Origin of the sequence: Moorena sp. SIOASIH (genome assembly GCF_010671925.1) — a bacterium.
Taxonomy (GTDB): domain Bacteria; phylum Cyanobacteriota; class Cyanobacteriia; order Cyanobacteriales; family Coleofasciculaceae; genus Moorena.
In genome coordinates, this window is the sequence record NZ_JAAHIH010000001.1 from 1,451,041 (window position 1) to 1,469,270 (window position 18,230).

An 18,230-nucleotide genomic window follows, 5' to 3' on the forward strand; every position below is an offset into this window, starting at 1 on the left:
AGGTTCTCATAGCTATGAAATACACAGGATTTTTTCCCTACTCCCTACTCCCTACTCCCTACTCCCTACTCCCTACTCCCTACTCCCTAAAACCCATAATGAAAGTACCTCACCCCATTAATAACTGCTATATCTGTAATGAATGTAACTGTGTATAGGTTCCATCTTTAGCCAGCAGTTGAGCGTGATTGCCAACTTCTACAATATGCCCTCGTTCCATAACTACAATCCGGTCAGCTTTCCGAATTGTTGACAGGCGATGAGCTACCACAAACGTTGTGCGGTTTTCCATCAAGTGTTCCAAAGCTTCCTGAATCAAAGCTTCCGAAGCAGTATCTAGAGACGATGTTGCTTCATCGAGAACTAACACCCTTGGATTACGAATTAAAGCACGAGCAATAGCTAGTCGTTGCCGTTGACCACCAGAAAGTTTTGCCCCATTTTCCCCAATTAGAGTATCAAGTCCCGAGGGCAATTCCTGAATAAATTCTAAAGCATTGGCATCCTGAATCGCCTTGAGTAACTGTTCTTCATCCAATTGTTCACTGCCGTACACAATATTCTCTCGCACCGTACCTTCAAATAAGATAGTCTCCTGGGAAACCACTGAGAGGAATTTCCGATAGGTCTGTAGGTCGAGGCTACTCATATCTGTACCATCTAGTAAAACTCTTCCGGTCGTGGGAGCCATGAAACCAATAATCAGACTTAATAAGGTAGATTTTCCGGCTCCGGATGGTCCGACGATGGCAATGGTTTCGCCAGGATTGACCTGTAGACAAAAGTCTTCAATGGCAAACTGTTCCGTATCGGGATACTTATAACTAAGGGACTCAAAGGTGAATTCACCACGCACCTGTTGCAGAGCTATCTTACCAGGATTGCGCTCTAGGTCAGGACACTCCAGAATTTCACCGACTGAGCGAATGGATTCAAAACCTTTGCCAATCTGTGGCAATACAGCTAAGATTTGCACTATCGAGTTAGTCAGGGAATCAAAATAGCCGGTCAGTAACACCACATCCCCCACTGTGATTGACCATTGCTTGGTATAGACTAACCAGGCTGAGGTGATCAAGCAAATCAGACTGAATAACCGTAGGGTTACCCAAGAAGAGGAATCGGTGATAGCGTTAATCGAGTCAAGTCGCACCGCTGCCTCTTTGACAGTCACTAGCTTGCCATCAATCCGTTCCATCTCAGTCTGTTGAGCACCATGAGCTCGTGTGACTGGGATTAGCTGAATCATCTCGATTAAGCTAGCTGCCATTTCTTCTAGTTGTTGTCGGAAAGCAGAATTGCGATCGCGAATCGGTCCTCTGAGTACCGAAATCAGAATCACAGCGGCTGGGACAGTTCCCAGGAAGAACAGCAGGAACCAAGGAGCACGAATAGCAGTAGCGACAATTGCTACTAAGATAGTTAGCATAGCTGCAGGGACAAACTGGAACAGGGTTGTTGCCAACCCTTGAATTTGTTCCACATCCCGCAAGAGTTTGGTTTGTAGTGCTCCCTTGCTGTTATTTTTGTAGAATCCAATCGAAAGCAGTTGCAGCTGCTGGGTGATTACTGAGCGCAGATTCGACTCCATGTTGCGAGTCGCGAGACTCATAAACCGGATGTGTAAGTAATGGGTGGGGATATTTTGCAGTACAGAAATCCCTAGGATAGCCCCATTAATCCATAACTCCGACAGTGGGTGAGTGCTTGGGTTGGAAATAATATCAATCACATTAGCAATCACCAATGGTCTGATCCATTCCGGACTGTGTTTGATCACATACATCGCCATCGAAAGTCCGATTTTACCTAGGTCTTGGCGGTAGAGATAAAGTAGTGTCCGGAAGGGGTACTCACTCCGATACTCTTGAGGAGGTGACTCCTTGGGTAGATTAGATGGTGCCGTAACACTTGCCACTGATAATGCTTTCATGTCCCCAGTCTGTATGTCTCCTCTAACTGCTACTGTCTTGCCACATGGACTGTAAAGAAACAGACAAGGAATTGTCTCTTTTTATAAAGAAACAAAAAATATTTTTTTTATCAAAACTAGGTATTTTTGACAGTCTTTATCGTCGCCAAAAATAGTACTCTGTGAAAATTAATTGGAGCGCAAAATCATAACAGCAAATAGCCAGATTTACTATTGTTTAATTGCCGTGATCTTCTTCTTTGCTCTGGATTGGGTTTGTATTTTAGGTTCTTCAGTACCTTTTATGCTAAATTTCAACTTAAAAAACTCAGAAAGCTTACTGTATAAGGAAAATGAGGCTATTTAACTAACAAAATTTTCTGAATACGGCCTCTTTACACTACTCCCTGCTCCCTGCTCCCTTAGCTAAAGTGTTTATTTAGCATAACAAGTACGGAAGAGCCGTATTTTATATATTATTGTCTGAGCCAGTAAGTATTTGATAATGGGTAAACACAGCCACAAAACATTCTATTTATAATATTATTGTTCCCTGAGATTTTTTGTTAAAACTGAAGTCTGTGGACTATTGTGGTAAGGGCTAGGGCTCAAGGAGAGCAAGGCTGATGATTGAACCCAGAAAAAAAGGCTTTTTCCAGACTCGACCCATCCTTCCCCCTTGAGTATTTCAATAGACCTCTTGCAAAAGTATTTTTATAATAGTGTTTGCGTCAATTCTTGTCCACTGTTCCCTGTTCCCAGATCCGCTGTTCCCGACAACTGCCGCGAAGTCTAATAGCTACCGTTGTAAACTTCTAGGATCGAGAGCATCCCGCAAGCCATCCCCAAGTAAATTAAACGCCAACACTGTCAGAATAATCAGCAGTGCTGGGGGCCAAATCAACCAAGGCTGTAGCACGATGATTGAGGCATTGGTTGCCAAAGACAACAAATTTCCCCAGGACGGATCCGGTTGCTGAATTCCCAACCCAATCAAACTCAGCACCGACTCGGCCACAATGAAACCAGGAACTGCCAAGGTTGCTGATATAATCACATAGGAAGCTGTCTGGGGCAGAACGTGGCGTACAATGATATAAAAGGGATTCGCCCCCATAGTTTTGGCAGCTTGGACAAATTCCCGCTCCTTAATCGATAACACCTGTCCTCGGATCACTCGTGCTAAGCCAGACCAGCTAATAAACGAGGTAATCAAAACAATTAACAAAAACCGTTGGGCACTAGTTAGACCAGGTGGTAGCACAGCAGCTAAGGCGACGAGTAGGTAAATACCAGGAATAGTCATCAAAACTTCTACCAGACGCATGATGATCCCATCTACCCAGCCGCCGAAATAGCCGGAAATTCCCCCAATGATTAGACCAAGGGGAAAGGAGATCGCAATTCCGACTAGACCAATACTAAGACTAATCCGACCCCCATACACCAAGCGACTAAACTGATCACGAGCTTGCTCATCGGTACCTAATAGATTAATCTTACCCTCACCCACCGTACCGAACAGGTGACGGTTAAAGGGAATCGCTCCAAACAACTTATACTCCCGACCTGGAACAAATAGACCCACGGGCGACGGCTTTTGCCAGTCTACATTTAGTTTGCGATCGCCTGTCTCTAAATCCGTTGGTCCTTGGGTTGTGGGATAGACATGGGGACCAATAAACTTTTTGGTTTGCTGGTTACGCCAGTAGATCTTGGTAGGTGGTAGCAGGGAACCATCTGGCTGAGACACATAAGGATCGTAGGGAGCAACAACATCTGCTGCAATGACAATTAGATAAAACGTCAATAATAGCAATGCCCCAAAACGGGCGAGAGGGTTCTTGGTAAGTTTTTGCCACCAGTTCATAGGATTCTGACTCCGAAAGGGCGAAAAGCACCTCGCGTTTACTTAGTATGGGTCTTATTAGTATGGGTCTTATTAGTATGGGCGTGTCTTGCATTAGCTATGTTTTACCCATACCCCATACTAATAAGATGGTATCGAAATCTGGTCCAACCACCCTTGACCCAACACCCTTGACCCTAACACCGTTCACCCTTAAGCCTTGACCTTTAATACCTTCTGATTATATAGCGTTGATCATAGTGATGAGGTACACAGGATTTTTTCCCTATTCCCTATTCCCTATTCCCTATTCCCTGTTCCCTAAAACCCAAGAGCCTAAGTACCTCACCCCATTAGGAACTGCTATACATTCACCTTTTGTGTCATTTTCACCATTCCATTGTGATTGTGTGAGTGTTCGACCACAAACACATTGGAGAAGAGATTAGCCGTAATTTGTTTACCTTCCTGAGTTAAGGATAGGTAACGCAAGGCATCCTGAATATAAGGATATACCCCATTCCAGTAAAACTTAGAGTAGCCTTCCCGCAGATCTCCAGGATGGCGGTACCCAATGGCTTTGTTAAATCCAGTTTCTTCAAACTCGTAGAACAAAGCACTAGTTTTTTTGAGATAGCGTGGGTCACTCAGTTGACCAATCAAGTCAGAAGCGCGAATCAATCCAGGATAGTTACCTGTATCTTGATGATCCCCTTGCTTCGGCACAGGGAAACGAGTCAGTTCAATGTTGCGCTTGATAAACTCAGCATCAATCAGGTTGTGACCACCAAAGCGCTCATCAATAAATAATTTTGCCCGATCAACATGATAAGGAGTCAGAGCAGCATCGGTAGACCCTTGGGGTAAATGAACCATCTCCCCATTTTGACCAGTAGCGTAGAGTCGTTCATTTTCTCGGTCTTGGCGACATACTCCTTTAACATAGCCAATATCATGACATGCCAAAGAAATGATAAAGTGTAACCAGTTATCAGGAGTTACACCACCTTCGCGGATATGTTTGCCTCGCAAAATCTCCTGTCCGACGAGGGTAACTAGGATGGAGTGTTCTACATCGTGATAGAGGGCATCACTGTTGGCGATATTTTCCATCGCCATGCTGCCAGCCCAAGCAATTATATCTTCGTTGTCAGGGTTGAGTCCCCCGTAAGTTCGGCGGTAGCCTTCCCGGAGTCTTATAACAAAGGCGTTAATTAGAATTTCAGTGGTGTTAAACATGTTTTTTGATTGACTTAAATGCTAAGACTTAGTCCAGTATTCCCATGACACTGGCTTAGTTTTACTAGTTTGGTAGAATTGAATTTTTGGTAGTTTAACCTTTTGTATAGCTCGCTTAGGGTTAACGCCTCAGATCTAAACTCTCAGAGCTAAACTGGGTAATCCTTGGGCGCTATATCAGCAGCAATGGCGAACGCTAATATTTGTCTACAGCTTACCAAAAAGCCAAGCTGAAAGCCTCGATCAGATCCTGTCCAGGTAATTTCCTTAATAAAAATCTGCCCCATCTCCCTATCAATCTTGTTTATGATGGGTATTCTTGCGCACTTGATCTAGCAGTTTTCAATCCGGTGAAGTACCTGACCCAATTAAGAAGTGCTATAATACCAATACTTGTTAAATATTAGTTAAATAATAGTTAAAGGATTGCGGGTGTAATTCAGTGGTAGAATGTCAGCTTCCCAAGCTGAACGTCGTCGGTTCGAGTCCGATCACCCGCTTGTTGATTTGTAAGCATTCAGCCGTCAGCTAATGCTTCACAGGCTAGAAGCCTGTGCCACGCACGCTACTTGAGGTGCTATCAGGCGCTTTAACTGCATGGGGTCAGATGAGTAAAACGAGTGGGGATTTTCAACCAGTCGTACCAGCACCCCCCAGCTTGTTTACTACCTCCCGTTGATTAGCTGACGGCACCTCAAGTAGCGTGAGCCTTGGCCTATGGCCACGCTACGCGAATGGCTCACGGCTGATAGCTGAATGCTTACGTTGATTTTATCCTAATCAGCATCCCTTGGTGAATAAATCACACCAGGTGTGTGGTCAGGATTAATTTCAACCACCAAGTCTACTAGATTTGGGTTTCTAGTCAGGGGTGTAATGAATAATTCTGGATGGAGAGCTTTCCAAAAATAGTTGACAAAATCTCTAATTTGTGCATCTCCCATCCCGGACTTCCCCTGAGCAATCATCTGTTTCTCTGCCTGTAGTCGCCATTGCTGACTGAGGCGGTAGTCAGTAGGGTAGAGTACCATCAATCGGTCTAATCGTTCCCAGAGGGGTACATAAAGTTTCAGTTGCTGATTCATATCCCGAGCAAACTCTCGGTCTTCCAGGGTCTGAATCGGTTCTGGAAGGGAACCATCAAACACTTCTGGCTCAATGGGTCGAACCCCAACAAACCACCCTTCAAACAATACAATATCAATACTTTCGACCACCTCTGGAGTGATTCGGTCTCCAGCCCCCCCAAAAGCTGACTTATCAAACCGAGGCACGAGGATTTCTGCGGTAGGGGAAGGGGATCGTAATTGGTCTAATAGCTGTAAACCCAGCTCAACATCATGAGTGCCAGGGGGACCACGCCAGATCAGCCTGCGGTCTTGTTCTTGAAGCTGTTGTCGCTCCTTGTAGGTTTTGTAGAGGTCATCGATAGACAAGCTGAGAGTGCGTTCGCTGAAAGCGGGACTATCGGCAGAGCCGACGCTACGCGAACGTCCATCGCCTAGCTTGTGGAGAATCACACTTAAGACTGCGGCTAGAGTGGTTTTCCCGGTGCCCTGCCCTCCTAATATGCCCTGAATCAAAGGACGTCCCAGCTGTTTACGACAGGATACCAACTCCATGGCTAAAGGAAGCCAGAGGTTCCAGAGGCATAAGAGAGTCTTTTGCTGTTTTTCAGGAGTAGTTTCAAAATACGGTAGACGGAGAATATCTGGGTAGACTATCTCAAACAAATGCGATCGCATTTGGATTACCTGTTCACCATTATCCTCTGTGATGCCAAACGCCTTTGCCTTTAGGTGATCAGCCAGTTCCTCAGCCAAGAGTTGCTGACATTCAAGGGAATTTGGTGTTTGTCCTGATACCCACTGCTCGAGAATTTGACCAACGCTCTTGGTGTCTCTTCTCATTTATCGTTTTTCGGTCAGTAGTTGCATGGGAAATATCGCTTCTGAGGAATCGGGAGTGATTAATAACTGATTACTAACTGATTACTATTTTAAGACCCAAGCTTGAATGCTTCTAAATACATACTGTATACCAGACCAATTTTAAAAGAATTGACTATATCTGCCAACCATGAAACCCGGTCAACGGTTTGATTTGATTTGCCTTTTGGAAATTTACCGCTATAAATCAACCAGCTAAGTGGTTCTGTAAAAATAATCAACATCCCAGATACTATCCACTTCTGGCCAGTTCCTGCTATGGTACACAGGGCTTGTCCTACCAAGAAGCCAAACAGGAAGCTAATCAGGACCATCGACAGGCGTCGCCAGGGATTAGCAAACCATAGCCCCAGCCGCGTCCATAAAAAATCAACTAAATTATTAAGACGGGTATTCTGCATCTACTACACTCGTTGAAATAAGAATAACACACGTGTAGACCATGCTATCCGGTTTTGGAATTATGATAGCGTGCTAGACCTCAATCACCCCCTAGCCCATTGATGAAGTTTACGTTAGCTAATAGTTTGAAAAATTGGTGGCAATCTTGGCAACAGCATCCCACCACCATCTGGATACTTTCTATTCTGTGGTTACTGCTGATCAGCTGGCTAGCTTTTTTGTGGAATTTGGGCAACATCGGTTTGGTAGATGAAACTGAACCCTTGTTTGCTGAGGCCGCTCGCCAGATGACGGTGACAGGTGACTGGATTACCCCTTATTTCAATGGTGAGACTCGCTTTGATAAACCCCCCCTAATCTACTGGTTGATGGCAATTGGTTACCGGTTGATTGGGGTGAATGAATGGGCAGTAAGACTGCCGTCAGCCTTGAGTGCGATCGCATTAACTGGATTAGCCTTTTACACCCTACGATATTATGGGATTTCCCGTCCTGCTGCCTTTACCCCTGATGTAGATTCTACTCAGCACAGGGATAGCAAAATCAACCCTTCCTATCCCCAGCGCCAGTTGTGGCTCTGTGCCTGGATTGGTTCGACCCTGATGGCAGTGAATCTTCAAACCATTATCTGGGCAAGAACCGGTGTCTCAGATATGCTACTCAGCGGCTGTGTAGGGGGTGCATTACTAAGCTTTTTTCTAGGGTATGCCCATCGAAACCATAGGAACACAGGAGCACAGGAGCTCGGAAGCAGCGGAACAACTGTTGCCAAAAGCCCCTCACCCCCTCACAAATACCCTTGCCGTTGGTACCTAGCCTGTTATGTGCTCATTGCTCTAGCTATCCTTACCAAAGGACCAGTGGGTATCGTTCTACCCACAGTAATTATTGGTGGTTTTCTGCTTTACCTGGGCAATGGCAGGGAAGTATTGCAGGAAATGTGCTTATTTAGAGGCATTGTGATTATTTTGGCTCTGACACTGCCTTGGTATGTATTAGTAACCCTAGCCAATGGGCAAGGCTATATCGACTCGTTTTTTGGCTATCACAATATTCAACGCTTTACTCGCACCGTTAACCGCCACGCTGGGCCTTGGTATTTTTATTTTCCAGTAGTACTGGTAGCTTTTGCCCCTTGGTCGAGCTACTTGCCGTTTGCGATCGCACGACTAAAATTTTGGCGGCGGCTGCGGTGGCGTAACTCACCCCGTTCTACTCATTTGGGTTTATTTGCTCTGTTCTGGTTTGTAGGGATTTTCGGCTTTTTTACCATTGCTGCCACTAAACTACCCAGCTATGTGCTACCCCTAATTCCAGCTGCCGCCATTCTTTTGGCTTTATTGTGGAGTGACCAACTCACCCATACTAGAACCCTTTCCTGGTCTGCCCCTGTGCCCCTTTCCCCATCCATGCTACTCAGTAGCCTATTTAACCTGTTGTTGTTAATTGCCCTTGCCAGTGCCATTTTCTTGGCTCCGGAATATATCGGTAGTGGACCAGCGGCACCCGACTTACCGGAGCAGTTGCAAGAATCCGGCTTAATGGTGAGGGGAGGTATTATTTGGAGTTTAACCGCTATTGTAGCAGCACTGTTGCTGTGGCGACGTTGGTTGTTTGGGGTATGGATAGTCAACCTAGTGGGATTTTTAGCCTTTCTTATTTTCGTGTTGACCCCGACTTTCTTGTTAGTGGATCAAGTGCGTCAATTACCCCTACGGCAATTATCTGCCATTGCTGTTCAAGAAAAGCAATCCTCAGAAGAATTGATTATGATTGGTTTCAAAAAACCCAGTGTGGTTTTTTACACCCAGCAACCCGTCACCTACATGAGCAAAGGGAAAAAAGCACGAAATTACATGAAAGAAATAGCAGTGACTCAGCCTTCACCTCCCTCAGTTTTGATGTTAGCTAGGAATAAAAGGCTAAAGAAAGCCAAGCTAAAACCTGACCAATATACTACCTTAGCTAGTCTTGGTCCCTATAAACTGATTCGGGTTTCAAAACAAATTTTTGTTGATAACTCTAAACTTAAAAATTGAAAATTAAGTTGTCACACTTCATAATTCATACTTCATACTTCATGCTTCATACTTCACAATTTTATTCAAATAACAAATTACTAATTATTAGCTGTTGACTAGTCAACCAACCAAAATTGACATCATTATTCTACTTCTGTTGCTTCTGTTCTAATAGTTGATTGAGTCTGGAGCCGTGCTTTTGAGCCAGATTGCTCGGTCGATAATCGGGCCGCTTCAGCCAGCGTTCTATTACACTCTCATGAAGGTCATCAAAGTTATCAGAAATCTCCCGTAGCTTGCGGCCTGTGAACTTGAATAGACCCAGATTATTTTTGAAATCAATTTCATAGTCAAGGTTGATACCAGTGGGAATTGCGCTTGGGTCAAACTCAAGACCAAGACCGATCTTGCCGATTGAGTCCATCATCCACTGCAGTGCGCAGTCGGACAAACCGCTCTGCTCCTGGGAGCCACCGCCAATGGAGCCGTGAACCCCTGGAAACCATACTTCACGAACAACCTGGGTCTGGGAAAGGTGGCTTTTGTCCATTGGAGTCACGTCAAAGACTTTGCGCTGCTCATCAATGGATACAGCGTGCAACCCATGCTCAATAATCGGACTCAAAGAGGTATCGTGGAATCTGTACCTCTTGTTGATCCTTTTGTCAAACCACAACAAGGGAGATAAATTAGGGATACCAAGGGAACCAACGGTGTCCCAGCAGCCAAGCAAGGTAATGGGGACACTTTCTCCGTATTTTTCGCGGAATGCTACCATTTGTTGGTGATTGGGCTTGATATCCCGAGAGCGGTACATTTCGTAGGCTTCCGGAGCTTTATCGATCTCAATCCGAGATAGCAAGCCTGAGTTATAAATCATTCCAGCGAGACTGCGCACGGTGTAAGCCCCACGACTGAAACCGAACAGGTAGATTTCGTCACCAGGGGCGTAGTTCAGGCAAAGAAAGCGATAAGCATCCTGGATATTGGTATCAATCCCTTTGCCAAAAGCCCCACCGAAAAGCTTGCTCTTCAGAGAGTCTTCTGTGCCAATTCCCTCATCGTAGAATACGATTTGTGAAACTCCGTCACTACCCAATGGTTTAACTGCCTGAGAAATCTTAACCACATTGCTTGGGTAAGTACTTGATAACTCTTGCCATGTTCCATCACAACATACCACAAGACGTTTCATGGTCTACCTCCTTTAAAAAACTTACTTACTTTTACTTACTATTTAAATTAACGTAAATACTTTCGAACAACTCAGATGATAAAGCGATCGCTCCATTCATTAACCATAAGCCATACTATTGTTTGCACTTAGTTTTGGTGAAATTACTATTGGAACATCATTTTTTAAACCGTTTATAGTTTTTTTGTTTGCCGTTGTAATTTTTATTTTTATTAGTGTTATTACGTTTTATTTAACCAACCTTTAATTAGTTTTAGTAAAATGAATTAACCATTACGCTATTAATTAACAACAAATATTAACTATCTTCAGATATAAATGCTAAAGTAAACGTGATAGAAATAAAAATAACTTTGGGTGGATAAGAGCTGTCTTATCCATATTAGCTTGAATTTAGAAAAAATGCTCATGCCATAATCTTTGATTTGCCGTGGTATCAATTGCAACCAACCAATAAATTGGGCGAAGGGCATCTTTATGGTAAACTACCCTGAGTTGTCGGACAATATGACCGACTTGCATCCCACCCCTTTAAAGGGTGTGGTTCATGACCTGCTTAATCTGTTTCAATAACTGGGTCATTGACTGAGAATTCCAGTGTACAATCTGAGTAGCAATTTTCTCAAGCAGCAAATCCAACTGAGAATTCAAGTTACTACTGTTACTACTCTGGATTACTGGATCGTGCTGCTTAGCGTCTAATCGATGATCCAAAACCAGAATTGGTGGTCGCTCTGGCAATTGAGCAAGAGTTATCAATCCTTTCGAATGTTCTGAAGGATTAGTGAGATCTGTTAATCGAATCAGCAGCAAGTCCACACTTTTTCCCTGAATTTGACGGTATACTTCTGCCCAAGAACAGGCTAGTAAGCTGCAATAACCAGCAGTTTGTAAGTATTGAATCAGTGCCTGTAGCCAAGATGTTGATGATTTTCCGGCCATTGACAACCCGTAGGATAAGTGAGACGATTCAACGTTCAATCTGTTAACCTGTAACGGATTACCCCTAAACTTTGTCCTCTGCTCCCCCGTGTCCATCACTAAAATGGTAGGCTTGCAACTGATTCCAGCTGCCACTTGAATGACTTGCAGTATGGCAGCCATCTTTTGTTGATTATTTGGTGCTAAACAGGGATAGACCGAAAGACCAGTTACTTGATTAGCTGCTTCTGTAGTTTGGTGATCCAGGGTTACTAGTGGTAAACTACTCAAGCCAGGATATGATGAAAACTGATTCAAGTAGATGAAAGGGTCTATTAGTCGAGCACCATTTAATACAATCACATCTGGATTCCAAACCCGGCTCAATAACTCAGCTTGATCGAAATCATCGGCTTCGAGTACCCGATAATTGAGGTCTAAGTGTTCTAGACTCAATAGTGAAGTTAACTCATAAGTCAGTTCAGACGAGTCAGGGTTCTGGTAATAATCTACATAATAGCCTTTTCGCCCATCACCAGGATTGAGATAGAGAATCGTTAGCACACTACTGGTATTACTCTCGTCTTGAGCCAGGCGAGACAGGTTTTCTCGTAATGCTTCCTCTTGTACTGGCAGACTTAAGAAACCATCAGCTTTGTTGTGGGTGGCCTGCTGTTTTTCGGCCTGGGTGGCTGTTACCAAAACCGGGATGTGATTAGTTTGGGCATCGGACTTTAGCAGTGTTAGGACATCCCAACCAGAAAGTTTTGGTAGTAGGGGATTGAGTAAAATAGCATAGGGTTGTAGACGACGGGCTTTTTCGATTGCTTCCGTACCAGAGCGGGCAACTACCACCCAATAGCCTAAACTCTTGAGCTGTTCCGTCAATCCTTCCAGGTAACGAGGTACAGCTTCCACAATTAACACTAAACGGTTGGGCGTCGAAGATGGGGGGTGAGAATTTGCCGTCGGGGCAATCCCTGATAGTTGCTCATCCCAATTGTCCGATTGATCAGAGGACGCCTGGGGAGGACAAGGGGGGAATAGTAAGGTAAACTGACTACCGACCCCTGCCTTGGAAATAAACGAGACATCTCCACCATGCAAGTGAGCTAGATGTTGTGTTAAGACTAATCCCAGACCCGTCCCCTCAAAGCTACGAGTGAGGGGCTTTTCCAGCTGTTGGAATTTCTGAAAGATCAAGTGCTGTTTATCAGCGGGAATACCAATGCCAGTGTCCCAGACCGTGAAAGCAATCCAACCTTGCCACCAATTGACCTTCAGACCAATTTCACCACTGCCATCGGTAAACTTAAAGGCATTAGAAAACAGATGCACCAACATTTGCCGTAAGCGCAACTCGTCAGCAATCAGCATTTCTAAACCCGGTTCAATCTCTAGGGTGAATTTTGTGGGATAATTTCGATTGTTGTCCTCGGAGTGTTTTGAGTCTATCTCAGAGCGAGCCTGGTCATAAGCGCGATCGCATACAGTCCGAATTTGCACCGGTTCGACGGTAAGTTTCAGCTGACCAGTCTCCATACGGGTCAAATCCAGAATATCGTTGACCACAGCCATTAGCTTACGTCCACTCTGATAAATTAACTGCGCATAACGGGATTGACGTTGATTGAGTTCCCCTAGGGCTTGGTCTTTCAACAAAGTTGACAAACCCAAAATCGCAGTTATAGGTGTTTTCAGTTCGTGGCTAATGCAAGCTAAAAACTCATCTTTGAGTCGGTTGAGTTGCACTAAATCAGCATTTTTCGCTGCCAGTTCTTGGGCAAAGAGTCGTTGCTCTGTGGTATCTTGAGCCAACACTAGGTTAATGGTCTCCTTAGGTGACTCAGACCGAGATGGGGAATAGTTAAAAGCTACCTTAGGCTCGCAACTGTCAGTTTCTAGTCCTCCTTCCCAAAGAGCAGCGATAGCAGGTGACAGAGGAATTTTGACAAACGAGAATACCCGCTCCTGGCTGTTTGAAAGAGTTGGATCAGTTGGCGCAGCGGTTTCCTGGCAGGGGGTATGGTTTCCCCTAGTTTTCGTGACTGGTGGTGAAAAGAGTAGCACGCGCTCATGAATAGTGGTTGCTGCTTGATAGGGAGTATCAAGAGCACAGTATTGCCCCACAGCACCTGATTCAGATGTTTTGTCTCCCTGGTCAGAAACATTGCCCACAGATAATGGCCATTGTCCTGAAGATCGAGGAGCAGATTGGTCATGGAAGGTTGGGGAATTCTGGGTATCAGGCTGACGCCACTGGAAGTCTAACGATGTCAAGGGCTCTTCCATCGATTGCTTCAAACCTTCCTTACTGACTTCCCTCGGTACATGATTAGATAACAGACGATTGTAAGAAGAACGGTAGGGTATCTTTTCCCTAGCTCCAGGGTTTTTCATAGCAGAGGTAGTATTCTTAGTGCCTGTGGTGCTACTATTTCCCGGATTCCCCTCGGATGATGTCTCAATCTGCTCACGCCAGGTCAGATTCTCAACTAAAACTTTTCCCGTCGAGGTTTGTATGCTTAGGGGTAATGGCAGTTGTTCTAACAGTTGCACTAAGGGTTTCATGCCCTTGAACTGGGCACTGTTAGTTAGGGCTTCCTCCTCAGTTTTCAGTCCTGAGTTGATTCGAGATGATAATCCTAGGGAATTGCCCCAAGAAGTCTTGGCTTTTAATCCATAGTCTGGGTGCTGAGTCCTGAAGGGATTAGGGTTCAGTCCCTTAGGTTGAGTAGGTTTTACTATGGATTCAGAACGTTGTTGGGTGAATGTCGATGCTAATGATTTTAACAGCAGGCAACTGTTAAGGAGTCCGATAAATTTCTGCTCCCCATCTACTAAGGCCCAGTGTTCCTTATATGGGATGGGGAATTGGTTAAATTCTCTATCCCAGTTGCTGCCCAACTCCCCTAACCCCCCCTCCCTACTTCCATGGTCTTGTAGGTAGTACCAGAATTGCTTCAGACTCAGCTTACCTGGTAGGATGGTTATGGGTTCAATGATGTTTGGATCTATCCAAGATAGTGGTTTGTGAAGAAAACCAGTTGTCATGGTTGCTCCTGAGCTACCTACCTTAGCTAAGGAGAGCAGGTGAGGCATGATCTGCCGTAGGTTCACCACTCCCACAGGATGTTGCTGTTCGCTGACTACCACAATCGAGTCATGCCTTGAAGCATGAAAAATATCTAGCAGAGTAGCCAACTCAGAAGTCCTTTGACAAACAGGAACTAGCTCGGCAAATTTTTGGATACTGGGAGTAGGCATGGACATAACCAATCTAGCTTCAACAGCGGTTGAGCGCTACAGTAGCAACACATCCTCCTAAAGTAGCAACAAAGGAATTAACTCAAGCCCAACAGGGCTAGACTATCCCCTAATGCTTGAAGAGCAAGTACTTTTCAATATACTGCTCAACACTGGGGATATAGTGAGGCGCGAAATCAAAATTAATTTCAATTATCAGACTGTTTCAATTTAATTTAATTTATATTAAGCCCATTGTTAAAAAAAATGTTAAAATCTTACTGGTTTAAGCACTCTTATATAGTAAGAGTAACCAGTTTGATATTCAGGACCTGTTGTGTTGCTTTCCCAACTAACCATATGTACGCTGATCAGTTCTGATGCCCTAGCTCAATCCCTTTCTCAGGTTTTGGGTAGCGAGCAATATATTGTACACTCTACTAGCTCAGAATCTGAGTTTTTCGAGGTGGTTGAGCAACATAAACAGGATCTTGATTGTTTGGTATTGCAGGATACCGACACACTTCCCCAGGTGATCCAGTACTTGTACCTGCAAGGAACCACCTTACCTGCAGTATTTTTGCTGAAGGACTCCCCAGAAACCCCCCCTAGGGTTGACAGCAATCAACAGCTCGGCTCTAACCAGACGACCCATAAATTCACCGCCAGGTCCAGGGCTCATCTGTTCCATCCGGCAGAAGTCGAACTTAGTATTCACCAATTACCTGAGATTGGCAATTTCATCCAACAGGCCATGACCAAGTTTTTGTCCCTGGCTCCCGCCTGTAACTTACCCAGGTCATCTGGCCCGGTTTATCCTACCCTCACAGTAGCTAATTACAGTTTCTTGAGTAAGCAGCAGCATCGGTTAGCTGAAAAACTCAGGGAAAGACTCGGATACCTTGGTGTGTACTACAAGAGAAATCCTCGGCTTTTTTTTCGTAATCTATCTCTCAACGACAGGGATGAGCTGTTAGAACACTTAAGATCAGAGTATCGTCAAATTGTTTTACAGTACTTTGCACCGGGAGATACCCTAAACCAAGACATTGATCATTTTGTAGAACAAGTGTTTTTTGCGGATATTTCTATATCTAAGATTGTAGAAATTCATATGGAACTGATGGATGAATTTTCCAAACAGTTGCAGCTGGAAGGGCGTAGAGAGGATATACTGCTTGACTATCGCCTGACGTTAATCGACGTGATTGCTCACTTAGGTGAAATGTATCGCCGTTCCATCCCCAGAGAACTGTAAGATCAGCAGAATCGGAGCAACATTGAGTAGTAAGCTTGATGGGAGGCTCTCCTAAAAACCGTTTCCTTGAGTTCCTTGATCCCTTGTATTGACCTTTAACCCATCTTCTCCTAAACTTACGAGCCTATGAGTTCCTATAAAAAAACCTATGTTCTCAAGCTTTATGTAGCTGGGAACACCCCCAACTCCGTCAGGGCTTTGAGAACACTGAAAACTATTCTCGAACAGGAATTCCAAGGGGTTTACGCTCTCAAAGTAATTGATGTTCTTAAGAGCCCCCAACTAGCTGAGGAAGATAAAATTTTGGCAACACCAACCTTGGCAAAAGTTTTACCGCCTCCTGTGCGAAAAATCATTGGGGACCTCTCGGATCGGGAAAAAGTCTTGATCGGCTTAGATTTGCTCTATGAAGAACTCCGTGAAGGAGATTTGGATTTCTAATTAGATTATACCATTTTAGATTAATAGTCAAGATTTAGCAAGTCAGCAACACCATTAAACTTTCTTTTTTTTTTGATTAAGAACATTTACTTACGACCAATATGAATCAATTGAATCAAAATGAACAATATCAAAACTCAGTAACAACGGTCGGTGTCCAGAAAATACGGACAATGATCGAAGGCTTCGATGAGATCTCTCATGGCGGTTTACCATCTGGTAGAACCACCCTGGTCAGTGGAACGTCTGGCACGGGAAAAACTCTATTAGCCGTTCAATTTCTCTACAACGGCATTAGCAATTTTGATGAAGCTGGTGTGTTTGTTACATTTGAAGAATCACCCACAGATATCACCAAAAATGCATCGAGCTTTGGTTGGGAGCTAAATAAACTAGTTAATGAAGGGAAGCTATTTATTCTGGATGCTTCCCCGGATCCAGAAGGACAGGACATTGTCGGCAACTTCGACCTGTCTGCCCTGATCGAGCGTATTCAGTACGCCATTCACAAATACAAAGCCAAGCGAGTTTCCATTGACTCAATCACTGCCATCTTTCAGCAGTACGATGCTGCTTCGGTAGTACGTCGAGAAATTTTTCGCCTAGTGGCACGCCTGAAAAACATTGGCGTAACCACCATTATGACCACAGAGCGAGTTGAAGAGTATGGACCAGTAGCTAGATTCGGGGTGGAAGAGTTTGTCTCGGATAATGTGGTCATTGTCCGTAATGTCCTGGAAGGGGAACGCCGACGCCGCACTATAGAAATTCTCAAGCTGCGGGGTACCACCCATATGAAAGGAGAATACCCCTTTACGATTACGGATCAAGGGATCAACATCTTCCCCTTAGGAGCAATGCGACTGACTCAACGGTCTTCCATGGCCAGAGTGTCTTCCGGAATCAACACTCTTGATGTTATGTGTGGTGGTGGTTTCTTTAAGGATTCCATTATCCTGGCAACGGGTGCCACAGGTACTGGCAAAACCTTGTTAGTCAGCAAGTTTATCGAAAATGCTTGCATACAAGGTGATCGCGCCATTCTGTTTGCTTACGAAGAATCTCGGGCTCAGCTATCTCGTAATGCATCGTCTTGGGGCATTAATTTTGAGGAAATGGAACAAAAGGGTTTATTAAAAATTCTTTGTTCTTATCCAGAATCAGCGGGGTTAGAAGACCACTTACAACGGATTAAAACAGAAATTGCTGAATTTAAACCCTCTCGCATTGCCATCGACTCTCTTTCTGCTTTAGCACGGGGAGTGAGCAACAATGCCTTTCGGCAGTTTGTGATTGGTGTGACGGGCTATGCGAAGCAAGAAGAAATTACCGGCTTTTTTACCAATACCACAGATAAATTTATGGGAGCTCACTCCATTACCGATTCCCATATTTCCACAATTACTGACACAATTATAATGCTACAGTATGTGGAAATTCGTGGTGAAATGTCCCGTGCTATCAATGTGTTTAAGATGCGTGGCTCTTGGCATGATACAGGGATCCGAGAGTACACTATCAGTAAGGATGGACCAGAAATTAAGGATTCCTTCCGCAATTACGAACGAATTATCAGTGGTTCTCCCACTCGTATTCCCGTCGATGAAAAGAGCGAACTATCTCGGATTGTTAAAGGCGTTCGTGATAAGTCGATGGAATAATATCGAGTCCGGTTAATCACTTCGTATTCAGTAAAATCCTTAATTGTTAATTGTTAATTGATACTTTACTATTTACAATTTTTAAGTTTCAATTTTCAATTAACGAAAAACCTTCAATGATAAGTAGTCAAATGGA

At 44.3% G+C, this 18,230-nt stretch carries 12 protein-coding genes and 1 tRNA gene; 6 read left to right on the forward strand and 7 right to left on the reverse strand.

Annotation, left to right across the window (positions count from 1 at the left end; all coding sequences use genetic code 11):
• The first annotated feature begins 14 nt into the window (after positions 1 to 14).
• The gene (locus tag F6J90_RS06355) at positions 15 to 158 is read left to right on the forward strand and encodes a hypothetical protein (RefSeq protein ID WP_293091609.1); all 144 of its coding nucleotides are present in this window, start codon (positions 15 to 17) and stop codon (positions 156 to 158) included.
• Here F6J90_RS06355 and F6J90_RS06360 read toward each other — a convergent pair.
• The 3 genes from F6J90_RS06360 to F6J90_RS06370 all read right to left on the reverse strand — a co-directional run bounded on the left by F6J90_RS06360 (position 128) and on the right by F6J90_RS06370 (position 5,000).
• Positions 128 to 1,933 (reverse strand): ABC transporter ATP-binding protein, encoded by a 1,806-nt coding sequence (locus F6J90_RS06360; protein WP_293091610.1) that lies wholly within the window; start codon positions 1,931 to 1,933, stop codon positions 128 to 130. The two genes, F6J90_RS06355 and F6J90_RS06360, sit on opposite strands and share 31 nt — an antisense overlap.
• Before the next feature lie 778 nt (positions 1,934 to 2,711).
• Positions 2,712 to 3,782, reverse strand: a complete 1,071-nt coding sequence (locus F6J90_RS06365; RefSeq protein ID WP_293091611.1) for an ABC transporter permease — start codon at positions 3,780 to 3,782, stop codon at positions 2,712 to 2,714.
• Positions 3,783 to 4,124: 342 nt separating this feature from the next.
• Positions 4,125 to 5,000 (reverse strand): Npun_R2479 family HD domain-containing metalloprotein, encoded by an 876-nt coding sequence (locus F6J90_RS06370; RefSeq protein WP_293091612.1) that lies wholly within the window; start codon positions 4,998 to 5,000, stop codon positions 4,125 to 4,127.
• Between the two features lie 428 nt (positions 5,001 to 5,428).
• Between F6J90_RS06370 and F6J90_RS06375 the strand changes: the two genes are divergently transcribed.
• Positions 5,429 to 5,500, forward strand: a tRNA-Gly gene (locus tag F6J90_RS06375).
• A 276-nt stretch (positions 5,501 to 5,776) separates the two neighbouring features.
• On the opposite strand, the gene F6J90_RS06380 is transcribed toward F6J90_RS06375, so the two are convergent.
• Positions 5,777 to 6,910 carry a glycerate kinase gene (locus F6J90_RS06380; RefSeq protein ID WP_293091613.1) on the reverse strand — a complete coding sequence of 378 codons (1,134 nt, stop codon included), beginning with the start codon at positions 6,908 to 6,910 and terminating at the stop codon, positions 5,777 to 5,779.
• Between the two features lie 89 nt (positions 6,911 to 6,999).
• Complete coding sequence (locus tag F6J90_RS06385; protein WP_293091614.1) at positions 7,000 to 7,350, reverse strand: DUF565 domain-containing protein; 351 nt, start codon at positions 7,348 to 7,350, stop codon at positions 7,000 to 7,002.
• Positions 7,351 to 7,476: 126 nt separating this feature from the next.
• Between F6J90_RS06385 and F6J90_RS06390 the strand changes: the two genes are divergently transcribed.
• Positions 7,477 to 9,390: a glycosyltransferase family 39 protein gene (locus F6J90_RS06390; RefSeq protein ID WP_366513697.1), complete on the forward strand. Its 1,914-nt coding sequence runs from the start codon at positions 7,477 to 7,479 to the stop codon at positions 9,388 to 9,390.
• A gap of 130 nt (positions 9,391 to 9,520) precedes the next feature.
• Here F6J90_RS06390 and F6J90_RS06395 read toward each other — a convergent pair whose 3' ends face one another.
• On the reverse strand, positions 9,521 to 10,567 hold the full coding sequence (locus F6J90_RS06395; protein WP_293091616.1) for a DUF2235 domain-containing protein: 1,047 nt from the start codon (positions 10,565 to 10,567) through the stop codon (positions 9,521 to 9,523).
• Between the two features lie 531 nt (positions 10,568 to 11,098).
• Entirely contained in the window at positions 11,099 to 14,755 is a 3,657-nt protein-coding gene (locus F6J90_RS06400; protein ID WP_293091617.1) for an ATP-binding protein, read from the reverse strand.
• A gap of 316 nt (positions 14,756 to 15,071) precedes the next feature.
• Between F6J90_RS06400 and F6J90_RS06405 the strand changes: the two genes are divergently transcribed.
• The 3 genes from F6J90_RS06405 to kaiC all read left to right on the forward strand — a co-directional run bounded on the left by F6J90_RS06405 (position 15,072) and on the right by kaiC (position 18,094).
• Positions 15,072 to 15,992 (forward strand): circadian clock protein KaiA, encoded by a 921-nt coding sequence (locus tag F6J90_RS06405; protein WP_293091618.1) that lies wholly within the window; start codon positions 15,072 to 15,074, stop codon positions 15,990 to 15,992.
• A 126-nt stretch (positions 15,993 to 16,118) separates the two neighbouring features.
• A complete protein-coding gene (kaiB, locus tag F6J90_RS06410) occupies positions 16,119 to 16,433 on the forward strand; it encodes a circadian clock protein KaiB (RefSeq protein ID WP_008182352.1) in 315 nt (104 codons plus the stop codon).
• Positions 16,434 to 16,534: 101 nt separating this feature from the next.
• Positions 16,535 to 18,094, forward strand: coding sequence for a circadian clock protein KaiC (gene kaiC, locus F6J90_RS06415; protein ID WP_293091619.1), 1,560 nt, complete (start codon positions 16,535 to 16,537; stop codon positions 18,092 to 18,094).
• Positions 18,095 to 18,230 lie beyond the last annotated feature (136 nt).

Coding starts and splice junctions, on each gene's coding strand:
- F6J90_RS06355 (WP_293091609.1), top strand. CDS start 15: ATGAAATACACAGGATTTTTTCCCTACTCCCTACTCCCTACTCCCTAC.
- kaiC (WP_293091619.1), top strand. CDS start 16,535: ATGAATCAATTGAATCAAAATGAACAATATCAAAACTCAGTAACAACG.
- F6J90_RS06385 (WP_293091614.1), bottom strand. CDS start 7,350: ATGCAGAATACCCGTCTTAATAATTTAGTTGATTTTTTATGGACGCGG.
- F6J90_RS06380 (WP_293091613.1), bottom strand. CDS start 6,910: ATGAGAAGAGACACCAAGAGCGTTGGTCAAATTCTCGAGCAGTGGGTA.
- F6J90_RS06400 (WP_293091617.1), bottom strand. CDS start 14,755: ATGCCTACTCCCAGTATCCAAAAATTTGCCGAGCTAGTTCCTGTTTGT.
- F6J90_RS06370 (WP_293091612.1), bottom strand. CDS start 5,000: ATGTTTAACACCACTGAAATTCTAATTAACGCCTTTGTTATAAGACTC.
- F6J90_RS06365 (WP_293091611.1), bottom strand. CDS start 3,782: ATGAACTGGTGGCAAAAACTTACCAAGAACCCTCTCGCCCGTTTTGGG.
- F6J90_RS06360 (WP_293091610.1), bottom strand. CDS start 1,933: ATGAAAGCATTATCAGTGGCAAGTGTTACGGCACCATCTAATCTACCC.
- kaiB (WP_008182352.1), top strand. CDS start 16,119: ATGAGTTCCTATAAAAAAACCTATGTTCTCAAGCTTTATGTAGCTGGG.
- F6J90_RS06395 (WP_293091616.1), bottom strand. CDS start 10,567: ATGAAACGTCTTGTGGTATGTTGTGATGGAACATGGCAAGAGTTATCA.